This window comes from Alphaproteobacteria bacterium (assembly GCA_018063245.1).
Lineage (GTDB): Bacteria > Pseudomonadota > Alphaproteobacteria > JAGPBS01 > JAGPBS01 > JAGPBS01.
Genome location: JAGPBS010000048.1, coordinates 1 through 16,948, shown reverse-complemented (window position 1 = coordinate 16,948; position 16,948 = coordinate 1). Strand labels below are relative to the sequence as shown.

The window sequence follows — 16,948 nt, the reverse complement described above, 5'->3', positions numbered from 1 at the left end:
GATTCCTTTTTTTATGAATGATGAGCCTGTTTGGTTCATTTTTGTGGCTCCTTCATAGTTTACTATTAAGTGAAGCCGTTGATAAATCTAATTTTATCATAGGCGTCCATACCATCACTCAGAGGGCCCGTTTTTCGGGCCCGTGGAGTCTCCTAACAATATAAAAACAAGTGCAGTTTAAGTTGATAATCCGCAGAGATTCCACGCCGTCCTTTTGAGCGGACGGCTCTGAATGACGTATTTCTAAATCTGTCACCAAAATGATGAGTAGGGCATGACGCTAATAGCTCCTACTCTTACGTCCCTTATTTGTTTGCTGGCACGCTTGGGTGCAGAGAAGTATGAAGAAGAACTCAATGTAAGCCAAGGCCCTTGAGCTTGCGGTGGAGCGCGGTTCTATCCATACCAATATGTTCAGAGGCTTTTGAAATATTGCCCCCAAAGCGATCGATCTGATTTTTCAGATACGATTTCTCAAACTCTTCACGAGCCTCTTTCAGAGGCAAGGCTAAAAGCTCAATGGGCGCAGAATTGGATGGTTCTGCGCTCTGAGGTCCTTCTGCCTGAAGAGGCGTTTTCATCATGATCTCAGGCGGCAGCATTTCTTTTGTGATTTTGCCATCATGGTCATCAGGCATCATAATGACAAGCCATTCAATAATATTTTTTAACTGACGAATATTGCCTGGCCATTCAAGGCTTTGTAAGAAAAGCAGGCACTCTTGGCTTAAGCGAATTTTACGCGGAGCCCCTTCATGTTGGAAAGATTCCAGAAACTCTTGCGCAAGTAACGGAATGTCTTCTTTGCGCTCTTTCAAAAGAGGCAAAGTGAGCGGAACAACATTAAGCCGGTAATAGAGATCTTCTCTGAATTTTTCAGCGGCAATGGCTTTGGTTAAATCTTGACTGGTTGATGAAATAATCCGCAAATTGACTTGAATATCGCGGTTGCCCCCAAGACGTCTGAATGTTTGTTCATGCAAAATGCGGATGATTTTGTTTTGTGTCTGAAGCGGCATATAACCAATTTCATCGAGGTAAAGCGTGCCTTCATGTGCGCGCTCTAAAAGGCCAATCTTGACAGAACCTGCTTTTTCATTGCGTTCAATCCCAAAGAGCTCTTCTTCGAATTTATCTGGATGGAGAGCTGCACAATTGAGTGCAATAAAAGGGTGCTTTTTGCGGGGAGAAGCCAGGTGCAGAGCCCGCGCCACAATTTCTTTCCCGGTGCCAGGATTGCCTTGAATCAGCACGCGGCTATTGGTTGGACCAATTTTTTGGATCTGTTGGCGGAGTTTTTGAGATGCCTCTGATGTACCTGTGATATTTAAATTCATCTTGGCTTTGTTCTGAAGCGCTCTGTTTTCTTCTTTAAGACGGGCAGACTCAAGTGCATTTGAAACCATGATAAGCAATTTTTGAGTTTTGAAAGGCTTTTCGATAAAGTCAAAGGCGCCATCTTTAATGGCTTCAACCGCTGTTTCGATTGTTCCATGACCAGAGATCATGATAATCGGCAGATTCGGATGTTCTCTTTTCAGTTCGCGCAAAAGCTCAAGACCGTCAAGGCGACTTTCTTTCATCCAGATATCCAGAATGATCAGGTGCGGAAAACGTTGTTTGATTTTATCAAGTGCTTCATCAGAGTTTGAAGCCTGCTGGCAATTATACCCCTCATCACCGAGAATATCCGCAATTAGACTTCGGATATCTTTTTCATCATCAATAATGAGAATGTCATGCGCCATATTAAAATCCTTTAACAACAATAATAAAATATCATTATTCAGTTTGAGAGAAAAGACTTTTATACACCTGTTGTCATTGCGAGGAGATTTCGGCTTCGCCGGGAATCGACGTGGCAATCTCTTTTTATTGACAATGAGATTGCCACGTCAACCTCGTCTTAGCAAAGCTGCAACGAGGACTTCCTCGCAATGACGCGTTTTGTGAATGCATAAAGTTCGTTACAAGACGTGTCTTTTTCTTGGCCCAAGATAGCATTCTTTTGAAAAAATGTAAAAAGGTAAAAAGAACAAAAACGAAAAAAGACGGGTTTCCCCGTCTTTTCTTGAGTGCGCCATCTGTTTCCTTATTGGCCAATTTGACCTTTATCAGCAGTGTGGCAAGCATCATTCCATAGCGTTCGTGCTGACTTATTTGAATCATATAGAAAATTTGTAAGCGTTGTTGCAAGAATCTCATCAACAAAAATGTGAGGATCAAAAGCATGGTTGCTTGTTTCATCTGGCAAGCCAACATTGATTTCTGGCATTGGTCTTCTAGATCTTGTTGAGAAAACCATCGGTTCATATTGATAATAACCTGAGCAATTATGGTTATAATGCATTGAGATGAAAGTTCTGACAATTTTGCTATAATCTTCCTTCGTCCAGTGTTCGGTTGAAAGCAAAAGGAAAGCCTGCATCATTCTTTTTGGTGAGTTGAAGAAGGATTGGCAGATTTGATAGCCCCCCGCTGTTCCGAAAAAAAGAGCGCCAAGTCTCAAAGCCTCATTCTTCATAGACGTGAGATGAGAGCTCCAGGTCCATGGCCTAACCGATTGTCTGATTGATTGTATCATCAAATCAATACTCCTTTGATCACTTGCTTTGATCAAGTCCCAGAGTGAAAATTGGACTGGAAAATCACATTCCTTAAAAAGAGGGATGAGCGGGCCAAAGAAATGGTAAAATTCTTCAATCATTTTACCAGAAAGCCCTGTATGGAGTGACATGAGGCTGACCATTGCTGGCGATAGCTTTTGTGGATCTTGATGATCTGACAATAACTTCATTTGCTGCACTGCTTCTTGAAGCTCAGTGGTTGAACAAGTTGAGAGAATCCGCAATTGAGTGATGAAATTGTGCGTTGTCAGAGGTTTTTGAGAGGTTTCTTCTATTGTATTCAGCCATGTCTGATAAGATTCGTATTCACTATTTGGAAGCGTAGCCCTCCATGCTTCTCGAGGGAAGATAAATTCTTTAACCGCTCCAGAAAGTATCATATCTTGGTGTGTCTCATCTTTGATATGCTCTAAAATTGCATCTCTGTAGCGATTCTGTGTTTTTTCTCTGAAGGCAAGAAAGAGGCTGAAAGCATACTCAACATCAGAGTGTACTGTGAGTCTGCGCATAAAATTATTAGAGAGTGATACCATCAATTGTAAAAACTGATTGGCTTCACGTATAAAGGTATGTCGATCTGTTTTTTGATGAGGAGAATTGATGGCCAAAGTCATAAATCGAGTGTGGAATTGATTCAATTGTCGAGTCAGTTCAAAGAACTGAGGCTGGTCAACTATCCCATAGGCATGGGCATCTACTTCTGTCGTGATTAAATTGCTAGAGACATAAAAGTCGCTTAACGGCGTTGTTCTATTGAGAAGAGAAGAGATAGAAATAAAGCCAGAGCGAACGGCTTCATAAAATGAAGGGCTCATATCAATGAGTGGTATTTCAAGATTTGGGTTTCGCTCAAAAGCGCTATTCAATGTATCTAGAGTGAAAATGCCATCTCGAACGGCTTCTAAAAATAATGACAATCTTTGAATCAAGAGTTCAATGCGCTGCTGCTTTATTTCTGTTTTTAAAAAGACAGCACAGAAGGTAGGGCAAGAAAAATGAGGTAATGCAACTAATGAAACGAGCACGTTATTGAGCCGTGTCCTTAGCTCTTGGTTTTCGATTTGAGCAGGATCGCGCTTGATCATATCATTAATTTTCTTGAAAAAGAGGAGAGTCTCTAGTGGGTGATTTTTGACAGTCTCAAAATCTTGAACTTCTTGGAAAAGGTCAAAAATAGAAGGATCTAGTCTTTGTGGGATATTAAATGATCCAACTTTTTTTGTTGGACACATCAGGGATTTGAATTGATCAAAGCTAATAACGCCCGATAAAAGAACGTCCAGAACCTTTTGATATGTTAAGTATTCGCGACCGCTTTGACCATTAAGCAATAATCCGTTAGCACGAAGTTCAGTTAAATCAAGATCAGGATAATCATCGCCAACCATTTCATGAAAAAAGAGGTGGAATTCGAAAGCTGAACGGACATATGAGTTGAACATATTCACTTCGCGTAAATCAGGCCTCCTAAAATTACCATAAAGACAGTATAGCCAGTTCAAAATCTCTTTCCTCATGACAACTTGTCTTGTTGGTCTTATATAAGGCGTTTGATATTGAGAATAAATTAAGCGGACCAGTGACAATTCATCTTCTAATTTCTTATCCCTTCCGAGCAGATGAAGTGCCGGATTTTCAATATAAGGGATTTGACGAATCTGCATCACAGACCGGTTTTCTAAAGGCTGTGAGAGTCTTAATTCAAAGACGCTCAATGTATCAATTGTTAATCCATCTTCATAGCGATGAACGCGTGGATGAAATGCAAGGGTGACATAAAGACTTGGCGGAATCTTTTGATTATGACTCGCTATAAATTGCCCCCAAAGGCTCTTTGCAACGTTAGATGTTGTTAAGAGATGATAGATTGACTTATTCGTGAATGAAAAACTTTGAATATCCAAAGGGTTTGTTAAATGAGATGCAATATTTTGAGTAAGGTTTTCTTGTGTAATAATAGCAGAAAGCTCTGTTGTGCCTGTCATGGTAATGTCCTTCAGTAATAGGATGATGTTAAATAATGATGATTGTCATTAGTTATAGACGAACAGCTGAGCATGTCAACTGAAATTAATATTTTTTTAATGAGATTTGCTCTCTTGATAGGATTGATACTTAAAAAGGCATTCTATCTCCTTAGTCATCCATGCGCTCTCCTTAGTCATCCCTGCGACCTGTCGGCCGAAGCCTCTTGGCGTAGGTGGAAAGCAGGGATCCACTTAAAGAGCAATAATTCAATGCTTATCTTTATTGCTAGATTGCATGGACACCTGCCTTCCCCCTACGCCAAGGCTTCGGAGCGACAGGGCGCAGGTGTGACAAGACAAGATAGGAACAGGGATGCCAAGAGAGATAGCAGGGATGCCAAAATGAAAGCATCTAGTGTCAAGTAGGGTGCTGCCTGGAGCCCCTTACTAATTCTTACCGGCCTTAGCGCGATGCATTTTACACTTTACAGTACCTGACACATAGGCTTGTGTTGAAAGAGTGGCTGGTGTGTAGGTTGTATAGTAACCATTGCCTGAGAGATCGGCATCTGTGATGTTGGTTGTTTTTTGACGTCTTAGTGAGCTGTCATAATTATTGCCTTGGCACAGTTCAGAGGCTCTACGATCAAAATGCATGATAAGTGTTTCATGCGCAGTGATATAGTTGCCACGGACTTGAATTTCATACTCATCCTTGCCAATTTCACGATCAGAATAGCCTTCATTATTCATAAGAGGCTGGTATGGTGTTGACATAGGAGCACCACAAGCGCTGATTAAAAATGGAATCGAAATGATAAAGAGTTTTTTCATGGCTTATTTCCCTGTATATTCACTATGTTTTGGCTCAGGTGCGACTGTGCCGCATTTGAAGTGATATGAAAGACTTCTTGGAACATTCTCATCTTTTGTAGTCGCTTGAATGACTAATTGACCAATAAGAGCTGGTATTATACCTTGATTCGTAACGGGATTTTCTCTATCCGTCATTACGATATAAGGCTGGCTCACTTTTGTCACAGGCTCTTGCTTGCACAGACGATCAGCATCTTTATCAGCCAGTTTCATCATCAGATTTTTTCTCATTTCGATTTTGTCGCCGCCGCCTTGATAATGGCCATTCCATGTTCTCATCTTATTTTCAACGGAAACAATGTTATCTGATTCAGATGATTTGGTAACAATTCTGAATTCATTGCCATCAACGTTTTCGAGCCAATCTGATTTTGTGTCGTAGCCGCAAGCTGTCAAGAATAGGGCTCCCATTAAAGGAACAGCCTTAAGTATTTTAATATTCATTTTGTTTTCTCTTTCTCTTAACTAGAGACATGAACAGTCTCACGGTAAAAGTAACATAAGAGACAATAAATTCAAGTATAAAATAAAGAATTTAGTAAGATTCTCATCGGCCCAATTCAAAAGGAAGAATGATTTCAGCTCGCACGCCAGACTGGACGGGAATGATTTTAATTTGTCCTGCATGATCTTCGATAATTTTTTTCGCAATCGCAAGGCCAAGGCCTGTCCCTGTTTTCTTTGTTGTGACATAAGGTTCTGTGAGCTGTTCAGATGTGTAATTCTGCATGCCAATACCGTTATCTTGGACAGAGAAAGAGATCGTCTTGCCCAAATGCTCAAACTTGCAATCGATACGACCGATGTATTTTTTACGCTGCGCTTCTGTTGAGAGGGATTCTTTTTTCATCGCAATCGCTTCAATGGCATTTTGGAGAATGTTCTTGAGGACCTGGTCAATTTGTCCTGGATCGCATTGTAAAATAACGCCTTCAGGCCTGTCAGCAAATTCATTCAGCTGTGTATGGAATTTGAACACAATATCCGGATGCGCTGTTTCTTGCAGAACAACAGACTGATTGCAGAGCTTAACGAAAGGAACCTGCTGAAAACGCGGTCCAGGCATGCGTGCAAAGGCCGAAAACTCATCAACCATCCGGCCGATTTGCTCCACCTGACGTACAATTGTCTCAACGCATGAAGTGAAGGTTTCTGCATCATCTGTGATTTGCTTTTTGTATTTTGTTAAAAGACGCTCAGCTGAGAGTTGGATCGGCGTCAGTGGGTTTTTAATTTCATGAGCAATCCGTTTGGCAACCTCAGACCAGGCTGCTTTTCGCTGCGCAGAGATCAGGTCAGTGATGTCGTGAAAGGTCAGAACATATCCAGTGGCTTTTTCATTCTGGATTTCAGCGGCAATCCGGTAGAGGAAAACTTTTGTAATGCCTTCAGGGTCTGTATATTTAAGCTGTCCTTCAATATCGTGAACTTTATGTGTTTTTAGATGCGCAATTTCATCTGACAGAATCGGCAGAATTGTAATGATGTTCTTTTTGAGGATCTCATCTTTCGGAATTCCGATGAGTGTAAGACCTGATTCATTAATGAGTTCGATCACAAATTTCTGATCAAGGCCAATGACGCCTGAGGCAACACCAGAGAGCACTGTTTCCATAAAAATGCTCTTTAAGTTGAGAACATCATTTGTTTTTAAAAGCTCGGAACGTTGATTTTCTAATTGTGTTGTCATGGAATTAAAGGTGCGCGTTAAAGTTCCAAACTCACTTTTAGGATCAGGATCAGAGAGCTGAATATCAAATTTTCCTTCGCCCACTTTTTCAGCAGCATCAATAAGGCGGCCGATTGGCTTCACCAGACGATTCGCAAAGTAGAGCCCAGCCCAAATGGCGGTGAGCAATAAAAGGAGCGAGACAATTAGGTAGAGCGCTATACCCGTTTGCTCAAGATCGGTGCGATTACTGTCAAGCTCGGTGTAGGCATCTGAGGCTTGTTTTGTATTTTCAATATGTTGCAGAACTTGTCCATCAACATAGCGACCAATGAGCAAATAAGAATCAGGCAGATTGTCAAGCTTGATGAGCGCCCGGATAATATCACCTTTTGAGCTTTTTCCACTCTTGTCAATCTGATCAGATTTCAGAATGATGTCCCCTTGAGCGGCGCGTTCGAAATCAGTATTGGTGAATTGATCGAGATGGATCGAAAAAGTAAGGCCAAATCTAGCAACAATATTGCCAGCCCGGTCAAAAATCAGGGCTTCATTCACATTATGGATGAAGGCCAAATTGTAAAGATGATCTTGAAAAACAGTCGGGTCATAATAGCGTGAAATGCCAATAGAATTAATGTCACGGGCCATGAGCAGGACATCAGAGCGAATATTTTGTTGATGTTCTTTGAGGTAGGCTTCAGCAACACTGACCGATTCGGTCACAGCTGTTTTGACTTTGTCATCAAACCAAGATTGCATGGCAAAGAAAAAGAAAAAAGATAAAAAGGTTGCCATCAAAACCGATGGAATAATGGCCAAAAGACTGAAAATAGTCACAAAACGAGCATGGAGCTTCGAGCCTGCTTTTCCTGATTTTGTCGCCGCCCAAAGTTTGACAACACGTCGTAAAATAACAACAGTCAATGCAAGAAGAAGTGTCAAATCAACAACAAAAAGAGCGATGATTGTTTCAGGATCTCCTCCAAAGGGATAAGAGCGCGTGAGAACAGCATAGGTGAGAATACCCGCCAGCAATGAAATGCCAGCAAGAAAAAAAGGAGCATTGGTAAATAATCGCAGATTCATAGGGCCCTAAAAGCAGCTTGTTTTTGTTATGGGTTTGAGGTACTTGCAAAATATCGGTTGTCGTCACTCAGAGTCCTCCTTTAAGGAGGACGCTTGTCGCGCCGAAGCCTTGGCGTAGGCTGATGGAGTCTCTGCAATCTCGACATTGGGTCATCCTGAACTTGTTTCAGGATCTGTAGATGCTGAAATAAATTCAGTATGACGGTTGCTTTGTAGAAATTCCATCCTCCTATGCTCATCCTCCTACGCACTGCGTGCTTCGGTGGACAGGTCGAGCTTCGGCGGGACAGGCGCCACTCTTTTAAGGGAGTGGCTCTGAATGACGAATTCATGATTGTTGAAGCACAATTCCTCATTCTGTTTCACAATACAGAAGCGCCTCTCAGAAATCCAGAGAAATTTTTGCGTTAATGAAAAGCAATGCCGAGAGCTGTAATTTTTCGTCCTGGAACTTGCACTTCAGCCTGCTGAAGTGTGCCTATAACGCGCTCTGGCTGAGCAATTGGCGAATCTCCAAAAGTAAAGTCAACGAGTGTTGTGTTGCGTGTAAGAGCCAATGCGAGTGCACCCACGCCTTCTGTATCAAATCGATTTAAGCTTAGATCGAGTGTTCTGAGCGTTGTATTGTGAGAGATGGCCTCGGCCATTGCTTTTGCACCTTCTGTTCTGAGTTCATTGTAGCGAAAGCTAAAATTGAGAAGCGTTTTATTATGTGTAAGCGCTTCAGCAATTGCTTGACTACCTTCTGCTTGAATCTCATTATAGTCAAGATTCAAACTAATGAGTGTTGTGTTTTGTGTGAGAGCCTCCGCAAGTGCTTTAGCACCTTCTATGCCAATAAGACTCTTGCCGAGGTTAATATGTTTGAGCGTTTTATTATGTGTAAGAGCTTCCGCAAGTGCTTTAGAGCCTTCTACGCCAATCGGATTGTCTTCAAGGTCAAGCTCTATTAAGGTTTCATTATATTTAAGAGCTTCAGCAATTGCTTTTATGCCTTCTGCTCCGATTCGATTCCATTTAAGAGTCAGGCTTGTTATTGTGCTATTTTGTTTGAGAGCCTTAGCAATTTTTTTTGCACCGTCATTTCCAGCTTGATTGATACCGAGATCAAGCCTTATGAGCTTTTTGTTAGTCTTCATAATTGTGGCAATAGCTTGCATTTCAAGGTACGCCATTCTGTTTACACTAAGATTCAGCTCTGTGAGTGTTGGATGAGAGCTGAGTGCTTTTATAAAAGACGGAGAAAACCCATTTGAAAATATGTCATCGCTCTTTTCTCGATTAATGTCATTTTGAGCAAGAATAAGCTTTTTGAGTGTTTTATTTTTTTTGAGAGCTTTAACAAGAGCGTCCATTGTTTTAGAGTTAATTTGATTTCCACTCAGGTCAAGTTTTGTGAGTGTTTTGTTTTTTTTGATAACATATACAAGTTCAAACATGCTATCAAGTTCATGAGATCTTTGACGCCCTCGGTTGGAGCTAAGATTCAAACTTGTTAGCGTTGTGTTTTGTTGCCGCGGATTAGAGAGAGCTTGTGCAATGACAGAAATTCCTGCTGAGCCGATCTGCTTTCTGTGGATATCAAGTTTTTTGAGTGTTTTATGGGATTGAAGTGCTTTTGCGATATCAACTACATCTTGAGCGGTAGGAACAAAATCCTGATGCATTTTTAATCTTAGGAGAGGAGGTTGCTCTGTGCAAAAACAATTCACATCGATTGAATTGTGGATGACGCCTGTATAATAAAGACCGATCATGGTTTGAAAAAGTTTATTTTGAGGAAAAAGCTGAGACATCCTCTGAAAATCTTGAATAGATAAAAAGGCTTTTCTTTTTTGAGAGGCAGTTTTGATCATAGGTGCAAAGACACGGCTGAAAAAAGAGAACTCGTCATAAGCTGAGTCCTTTTGTTTTGATGCCATCAAGCAAAGATCTTCGATCTCTCTAAAGATGGTCGAGATTGTTTCGGTATTGTTAGCTTTTGCTAATTGTTGAAAGAGATCAGACTGTTCAATGTGAACTGGTCGATCCATCAAAGAAGCATCTGATACTGTTCCTAAAAAGAAAGAAACATAGGTATCTTCTACTTTCGGAAAGGCGCCTTCTGATTGTGTTTTCACGTCTTCAACACCTTCAAGAGTTGGCATTGGTGTCGTTGAATTGGCTAAAGGATTGGTTTTGAATGGATGTAAATGTGTCATGATTTCTTCCTAAAAATAATAATAAGAAACTGAGACTGCTGTGAAAATCTAATCCGCGTCACTCAGAGGGCCTGAAGGGCCCGTGGAGTCTCTGCAGCTTCTCAACAAAAATTGTGCTAAGTTGTTGATTGCATGAGATTCCACGTCGCCTTGCGGCGACTCTGAATGACGGAAGAAAGTCGTAATTTTGGTTTCATTGGACTTTTGCAGCAGTCTCGAAACTGTATATTATTTTACAATTATGATCAATAGAAACTTACTCTTCTTCGTAAGAAGGGATATCACTTTCCTCAGAACGACGTTCTTTGAGTGGCTTGTGCTTTTCAATTTCTGCTTCAATGGCAAAGAGAAGTTCAGGAATCCCGCGTTTTTGCAAGCATGAAATTGTATGAATCTCTTGCTTTGTTGCCTTTTTAAGAGCCTTGACTTTTTTCGCGATCTCATCTTCTTGAAGCGCATCGCACTTTGTGAGTGCAATCAGTTCAGCCTTCTCGGCAAGATTACCGCCATAGGCTTCAAGCTCTGAGCGGATGATATTGTAATTGCCAACAACATCTTCTTCGGTTGCATCAACCAAATGGATCAGAATCGATGTGCGTTCAACGTGACCCAGAAACTTTGTGCCAAGTCCATGGCCTTCATGAGCACCTTCAATGAGGCCGGGAATATCAGCTACCACAAATTCTTTGTTCCCAGAATAGACAACGCCTAGATTCGGAACAAGGGTTGTGAAGGGATAGTCAGCAATTTTAGGACGCGCCCTTGATGTCGTTGCCAGAAAGGTCGATTTTCCAGCATTAGGAAGGCCCAAAAGGCCTGCATCAGCAATGAGTTTCAAGCGAAGCCAAACCCACATTTCGTGCCCAGGCCAACCAGGTGTTGAACGGCGAGGGGACTGATTGACAGATGTTTTGTAATGAAGATTGCCGAATCCACCATCTCCGCCTTTTAAAAAGATGAATCTTTCATGCGGTTCAGTAAAGTCATGGAGAACAGTTTCTTTATCATTATCAATGATTTGCGTTCCAACTGGTACTTTGATGACAAGGTTTTCACCATTGGCACCAGTGCAGTTGCTGCCTCGGCCATGATCGCCTTTTGGGGCTTTGAAATGCTGTTGATAGCGAAAGTCAATGAGGGTGTTGAGATTGTCGACAGCTTCGAAGATGATATGACCGCCTCTGCCGCCATTGCCACCGTCTGGACCGCCATATTCAATGAATTTTTCACGACGAAAGCTCACGCAGCCGGCACCGCCGTCTCCGCTTCGTAAGTATATTTTTGCTTGGTCTAAAAATTTCATTGTCTTGTCAATTCGGTTTTGTGGTTTGTTTATTACGTCACCCTGAACTTGTTTCAGGGTCTATTTATAATTAATGAGAGATGCTGAAATAAATTCAGCATGACGTTTTCTTTTTTCAATGTGACTTCTTCTCTCCTAAAACTCAAAAAGGCGACATTGCTGTCGCCATTTTTGTGAGTTTTATATCACGAGATGTCTTAAGCAACAATTGTTACGTACTGACGACCTTCGCGCTTTAGTTGGAAAAGAACTTTTCCGTCTGTTAAAGCAAAAAGAGTGTGATCTTTACCAATGCCGACGTTTTTACCAGGATGGAACTTTGTCCCTCTTTGACGAACAAGGATGTTTCCTGTTGTGACAGATTCGCCACCAAACTTTTTTACACCAAGACGGCGACCTGCTGAGTCACGACCGTTTCTTGAACTACCACCAGCTTTTTTCTGAGCCATTTGTTTACTCCTTACGCAGCTTTAATTTTTAAAATTTTAAGGACAGTCACGTGTTGACGATGACCTTGTTTACGACGATAATTTTGACGACGCTTCTTTTTGAAAACAATGATTTTATCATTGCGATCATGTGCAACGATTTCAACTTCAACAGATGCACCGCTAATAAGAGGTGTGCCAACTGTTGATTTTGATCCATCAGAGATCATCAATACATCAGAAATTTTTAATTTTGATCCGGCTTCGCCTTCAAGCTTTTCAACGCGAAGAACATCATTCTCTGCAATCTTGTATTGTTTTCCGCCTGTTTTAATAATAGCAAACATTTTTTACCTTTTATCCTTACTTAAGTTAATCATGTTTTCGTTTTTCCTTCAGGGGAGTATAACAAAAACACCATCAAAGAGAAAGCTTTTTCTCTTCCTTTTTAAAATAGTTATTATAGATAGCCTGTTTTAAATGTCAATGTCAATTAATTAATGCAGTTTTAACTTGAAAAAATCAGAAAAATTATGTTTAATGACGAAATTGACGCATTTTTTATGTTCTTTGCTGTACAATAGCTTATAGAGAGATTACATGCTGTTTTACATGAATAAGAGTCATTTAGTATTAGAAAGAAAGTGAAAATTATGGATATCGAACAAATTCCAATTGGTAAAAATCCCCCTTATGATGTAAATGCAATTATCGAAATTCCTTTAGGTGGTCAGCCTGTTAAGTATGAGATTGATAAAAAATCTGGTGCTGCTTTTGTGGATCGTTTTTTGCACACAGCGATGTATTATCCAACAAATTATGGTTTTGTGCCACATACGCTCTCAAGTGATGGAGATCCTGTTGATATTATGGTTGTAGGGCCGATCCCCGTTGTGCCGGGTGCTGTGATTCGTTCGCGTCCAATTGGTGTTTTGCTCATGGAAGATGAGAGCGGGCTTGATGAAAAAATCATTGCTGTTCCCGTTGATGACTTGCATCCGTTCTATACAAAAGTGAATTCTTACAAAGACTTACCAGAAATCTTGCTTGATCAGATTTGCCATTTCTTTGAACATTACAAAGATCTCGAAGAAGGCAAATGGGTAAAAGTCAGAGGCTGGGGTGATGTTGAAGAAGCAACACGTCTGATTGAAGAAGGTATTGTGAGAGCTGCTCAGGCAAAGTAACCGGTTATTTCCCTCTTTTCTTTTATAGGATATTGAGTTACCCTGAACACAGAGAATTTTTCTGATAATACGGGGGTGCGCATGTCTCAGATCGCTTTTGTGAATGGTCAATTTCTGCCTCAGTCTCAATCGATGATATCGATTGAAGATCGCGGCCTTCTTTTTGCAGATAGTGTTTATGAGGTTGTCTATATGATGGATGGCCGATTTGTTGACATGACAGGTCACCTTGATCGACTTGAGCGTTCTTTGAATGAGCTTGAAATCCCATTGCCGATGTCTCTTGATGTTTTATCTTTTAAAATCTTACAGTTAGCGCAAAAAAATCGTCTTGAGACCGGTATGGTTTACATTCAAATCACAAGGGGATCTGCACCGCGCGATTTTAAATTCCCTCAAAACGTTGCCCCTAATATCTTGATGATGGTCAAAAGAATGCCGAAAGGCCGGGAGGCGAATCTTCGCAAAGGGATTAAAGTTGTGACAGTGCCTGACATTCGCTGGAAAAGGCGTGATATCAAAACAACATGCCTTTTAGCGCAAGTGCTTGCAAAACAAAAAGCGCATGAAGATGGGGCTGGTGAAGCTTGGCTCATGGATGATGAAGGTTATGTTACTGAGGGCGGAGCGAGTAATGCGTGGATTATAAAAGAGGATGGCACCTTTGTCACAAGACATGCAGATCACCTTATTTTAAGCGGTGTTACAAGATCATCATTGCTGCATTTAATTAAAAAATTGAAGTTTAAAATTGAAATCAGGCCCTTTTTGCTGAGTGAAGCCTATGAGGCGAAAGAGGCGTTTATTTCAGGTGCTGCCGCTTTATTGACGCCTGTTGTGCAAATTAATTCACATGTTTTGAGCGATGGTAAAATTGGACCTTATTGCTCAAAACTCTTAGATGCCTATTTAAATTATGGAAAAAATGCAGATGAAAGCTATCGCTGGGAACATCCTTCCTTATCCTGAAGCTGTTATATTTGATTGGGATAATACATTGGTCAGCAATTGGCTTGCCATTTACAATGCTTACAATTTAACAGCTGAATCAATGGGTTTGCCGGATCAAAAGATTACCCTTGCCGATGAGCATGTGATGGGCGCGGCACTCAAAGACCAGTTCCCGATTCGATTTGGTGAGAGATGGCCTGAGGCAAGAGAGCAGTTTTATGCTTATTTTGAGCGGACTCATATAGACTCATTAAAGCCTTTTGAGGGATCTTTTTTGTTCTTAAAATCGCTGACAGAAAAGCAAATCCCTCTTTTTATCGTGAGCAATAAAACAGGAAAATACTTGCGAGCAGAATGTGAGCATTTGGGCTGGGCCCCTCTTTTTTCTGCGATTATTGGGGCGGGCGATGCACCTGAAGACAAGCCTCATGCAGCGCCAGTTCATATGGCTTTGTCACAATCAGGCCTGATGGCAAGTGATAAAATTTGGTTTATTGGCGATATGGAAGTGGATGTTATCTGTGCAAAAAATGCAGGCGTGACATCTGTTCTAGTCCGCGATAAGCCTTACGATGGCAAGGAAAAACCGCATTTTATGGCTGAGTCTATTCAAGAAATTGAAAAATATTTCCACATTTCTTTTTAAGATATGCTATGTTGAAAGAATGAGGGGACTACTTTGTTCTTTCAGCTGGATATTTTATAATTAAATTACATTCATAATTCATTTCATTCTTTGAGTGACATGGTATGTTTGTGCCTTTTTTGAAGGGGATTCTGGATGACTGGAGATCTATCTACGACCTTGTATAATCCTTATCAAGTCACAAGAGAGCTTGATGACGTTTATTTTCAAGCGCCGATGAAAATAGGACATTGCCAATTAGGAAAAGATGTCGTTGATCATTTTAGCTTAGTCGCGGGAAGTGTTGCTGTTGATGATTCTCCTTTAGGGAGATTGATTCTGGAGTCGGATGGTGACACTTTAAAAGAGATTTTAAAATATCTAGAGCCAAGAGATTTGCTGACGATGAGGCGAGTTTGTACGCTCTTTTTTGATCAGATGATGGTCAAATATCCTGGGTTGTTTTTGGTCACGCAAAAGCCAACTCTCTTGAGGAATGGATATAATCAGAGCCAATTTTTAACTTACCCGTCTTTGCATTCGATGCCTTATCAATTTATGGTTGAGGATCCGAATTACTTTTATCCAAACCGTGATTTTTATATTAATCTTTTGGATGACATTCAAGAGGTTGCGGTCGAACAAAAGCTGCCCTGGGCTGAAAATATAAAAGAGATGGACCCACGTCGCGTTGTCTATCTAACGGTTCGGTGCTATTTTCAAGAATTTTTTGCTTTTACAAAAGGTGCATTCTTTTCAAATGATGATTTTGATAAGTTGAATCTTTTGCAATGGTGGTATCTATTGCGGCCTAAATATATGGACGGAGTAGCATCTTGGGCTTTGCCCCGTGGCGGGTTTCTGGCTTTATGGCAGTATAATGCAAATGGTCAGAAATTTCTGGGGGCCGCAAAAACGCCTTATACTATTGAAGATGTTCGTCTATTTAAGCCAGCGCAGTTAAAGGCTTTGACGGATGTTCTTTGGTACAATCTGTTCACTTCTTGTGATTGGTCGACAATTCTTTTACCGAAATGGGAGGTAAAGGCTGTTCAATATCATAATGATGATAACTCAGGGACGGATTGGTGGCATTACAAAGGACCTGATATGTGTGAGAGAAGAGTTCTAGGCGCGCCTGCAGCTGACTATTTTTCACATGATTTTTTTAGAATGCTTGCTGACTTTGAGGCTGATGAGCTCTCAGCTCTCGGATTCCTTTTGCCTTTCTGTTCATTTGTTTATGGTGCCTTCTATAAGGATAATAAATATGATGATCAAGCGTTTGTAGGAGCTATGCAGCGGTTGGCAGATTATGAAGCGAAAAAGCGTGCAGAGGATGCCCCAATTTATACAATAAATCATGCTGCAAAAATAAGGCCTATGATTATTGAGCGGATGGGCACTTTTTTTGAGAGCTATCCAACTTTTTCAGAATTTTTAAGGTGTTGGGTTTATTATTTTGACCAAAGAAACAAAGAATTTCTCAGTGACCAAGGTCAGGAATCGATACTATATGAGGCTTTGACTTTCTTTCCTCAATCTAATATCGCTAAGGGAATGTCTGAAGTCTTGTGGCAAGGGATTGAGATTATAGAGACGGTGACGCAAGTGGTAAAGTTTTTTCATTCTATGCGTGATGAATTTCGATGGAATGCTCAGAACCGTTGTTCCTTCGTGCCGAATTTTTTGGGTTTTTATAATCCCAAAAAACCTACGGATGCTGATTGAGGTGAGCTAAGGTAATCGTCATAGCGAGCCGAACAACGTGAGGCGTGGCGATCTTATTGCAAAATCCATGAGATTGCCACGCCCTAAAGGGCTCGCAATGACGAGGAATAGAGATTCTTTGTTCGGTTGGATCTGAATTTTAAAGTCTCGATTGCTATGAGAAAAGCGTGTCAAGGCAAAATAGAAATGTCCGCTTTAGAGCAAGATAGAAATGTCCGCTTTAGAGGATAAGTTATCCAAAAGTCCACAACCCGGCAGCGGAGCCTCCTACACTCAGGCTGCCAAGGGTTGTGG

General features: G+C 41.0%; 13 protein-coding genes. 4 read left to right on the top strand and 9 right to left on the bottom strand.

Annotation, left to right across the window (positions count from 1 at the left end):
• Window positions 1–353 precede the first annotated feature (353 nt).
• From KBF71_07255 to rplU, 9 genes are all read right to left on the bottom strand, one after another.
• On the bottom strand, window positions 354–1,748 hold the full coding sequence (locus KBF71_07255) for a sigma-54-dependent Fis family transcriptional regulator (protein ID MBP9878107.1): 1,395 nt from the start codon (window positions 1,746–1,748) through the stop codon (window positions 354–356).
• Between the two features lie 344 nt (window positions 1,749–2,092).
• Window positions 2,093–4,612 carry a hypothetical protein gene (locus KBF71_07250; protein MBP9878106.1) on the bottom strand — a complete coding sequence of 840 codons (2,520 nt, stop codon included), beginning with the start codon at window positions 4,610–4,612 and terminating at the stop codon, window positions 2,093–2,095.
• Window positions 4,613–5,041: 429 nt separating this feature from the next.
• Entirely contained in the window at window positions 5,042–5,428 is a 387-nt protein-coding gene (locus tag KBF71_07245) for a hypothetical protein (GenBank protein MBP9878105.1), read from the bottom strand.
• Window positions 5,429–5,431: 3 nt separating this feature from the next.
• Window positions 5,432–5,914, bottom strand: a complete 483-nt coding sequence (locus KBF71_07240; GenBank protein MBP9878104.1) for a hypothetical protein — start codon at window positions 5,912–5,914, stop codon at window positions 5,432–5,434.
• Window positions 5,915–6,017: 103 nt separating this feature from the next.
• Window positions 6,018–8,228: a HAMP domain-containing protein gene (locus tag KBF71_07235; GenBank protein MBP9878103.1), complete on the bottom strand. Its 2,211-nt coding sequence runs from the start codon at window positions 8,226–8,228 to the stop codon at window positions 6,018–6,020.
• 407 nt (window positions 8,229–8,635) lie between these two features.
• Complete coding sequence (locus KBF71_07230) at window positions 8,636–10,429, bottom strand: hypothetical protein (GenBank protein MBP9878102.1); 1,794 nt, start codon at window positions 10,427–10,429, stop codon at window positions 8,636–8,638.
• A gap of 256 nt (window positions 10,430–10,685) precedes the next feature.
• A complete protein-coding gene (gene obgE, locus KBF71_07225) occupies window positions 10,686–11,732 on the bottom strand; it encodes a GTPase ObgE (GenBank protein MBP9878101.1) in 1,047 nt (348 codons plus the stop codon).
• Window positions 11,733–11,929: 197 nt separating this feature from the next.
• Window positions 11,930–12,181 carry a 50S ribosomal protein L27 gene (gene rpmA, locus KBF71_07220; protein ID MBP9878100.1) on the bottom strand — a complete coding sequence of 84 codons (252 nt, stop codon included), beginning with the start codon at window positions 12,179–12,181 and terminating at the stop codon, window positions 11,930–11,932.
• Between the two features lie 11 nt (window positions 12,182–12,192).
• Window positions 12,193–12,507, bottom strand: coding sequence for a 50S ribosomal protein L21 (rplU, locus tag KBF71_07215; GenBank protein ID MBP9878099.1), 315 nt, complete (start codon window positions 12,505–12,507; stop codon window positions 12,193–12,195).
• Between the two features lie 306 nt (window positions 12,508–12,813).
• Between rplU and ppa the strand changes: the two genes are divergently transcribed.
• The 4 genes from ppa (at window position 12,814) to KBF71_07195 (ending at window position 16,654) form a co-directional block, all read left to right on the top strand.
• Window positions 12,814–13,347: an inorganic diphosphatase gene (gene ppa, locus KBF71_07210; protein MBP9878098.1), complete on the top strand. Its 534-nt coding sequence runs from the start codon at window positions 12,814–12,816 to the stop codon at window positions 13,345–13,347.
• An 81-nt stretch (window positions 13,348–13,428) separates the two neighbouring features.
• Entirely contained in the window at window positions 13,429–14,316 is an 888-nt protein-coding gene (locus KBF71_07205) for a D-amino-acid transaminase (GenBank protein MBP9878097.1), read from the top strand.
• Complete coding sequence (locus tag KBF71_07200; GenBank protein ID MBP9878096.1) at window positions 14,279–14,944, top strand: HAD hydrolase-like protein; 666 nt, start codon at window positions 14,279–14,281, stop codon at window positions 14,942–14,944. Before KBF71_07205 ends, KBF71_07200 begins: the two co-directional genes overlap by 38 nt.
• Before the next feature lie 135 nt (window positions 14,945–15,079).
• A complete protein-coding gene (locus tag KBF71_07195; protein ID MBP9878095.1) occupies window positions 15,080–16,654 on the top strand; it encodes an F-box protein in 1,575 nt (524 codons plus the stop codon).
• Window positions 16,655–16,948 lie beyond the last annotated feature (294 nt).

Bases quoted from the DNA above. Each gene is read 5' to 3' on its own strand.
- KBF71_07255 (MBP9878107.1), bottom strand. From the start codon at position 1,748: ATGGCGCATGACATTCTCATTATTGATGATGAAAAAGATATCCGAAGT.
- KBF71_07250 (MBP9878106.1), bottom strand. From the start codon at position 4,612: ATGACAGGCACAACAGAGCTTTCTGCTATTATTACACAAGAAAACCTT.
- KBF71_07245 (MBP9878105.1), bottom strand. From the start codon at position 5,428: ATGAAAAAACTCTTTATCATTTCGATTCCATTTTTAATCAGCGCTTGT.
- KBF71_07240 (MBP9878104.1), bottom strand. From the start codon at position 5,914: ATGAATATTAAAATACTTAAGGCTGTTCCTTTAATGGGAGCCCTATTC.
- KBF71_07235 (MBP9878103.1), bottom strand. From the start codon at position 8,228: ATGAATCTGCGATTATTTACCAATGCTCCTTTTTTTCTTGCTGGCATT.
- KBF71_07230 (MBP9878102.1), bottom strand. From the start codon at position 10,429: ATGACACATTTACATCCATTCAAAACCAATCCTTTAGCCAATTCAACG.
- obgE (MBP9878101.1), bottom strand. From the start codon at position 11,732: ATGAAATTTTTAGACCAAGCAAAAATATACTTACGAAGCGGAGACGGC.
- rpmA (MBP9878100.1), bottom strand. From the start codon at position 12,181: ATGGCTCAGAAAAAAGCTGGTGGTAGTTCAAGAAACGGTCGTGACTCA.
- rplU (MBP9878099.1), bottom strand. From the start codon at position 12,507: ATGTTTGCTATTATTAAAACAGGCGGAAAACAATACAAGATTGCAGAG.
- ppa (MBP9878098.1), top strand. From the start codon at position 12,814: ATGGATATCGAACAAATTCCAATTGGTAAAAATCCCCCTTATGATGTA.
- KBF71_07205 (MBP9878097.1), top strand. From the start codon at position 13,429: ATGTCTCAGATCGCTTTTGTGAATGGTCAATTTCTGCCTCAGTCTCAA.
- KBF71_07200 (MBP9878096.1), top strand. From the start codon at position 14,279: ATGAAAGCTATCGCTGGGAACATCCTTCCTTATCCTGAAGCTGTTATA.
- KBF71_07195 (MBP9878095.1), top strand. From the start codon at position 15,080: ATGACTGGAGATCTATCTACGACCTTGTATAATCCTTATCAAGTCACA.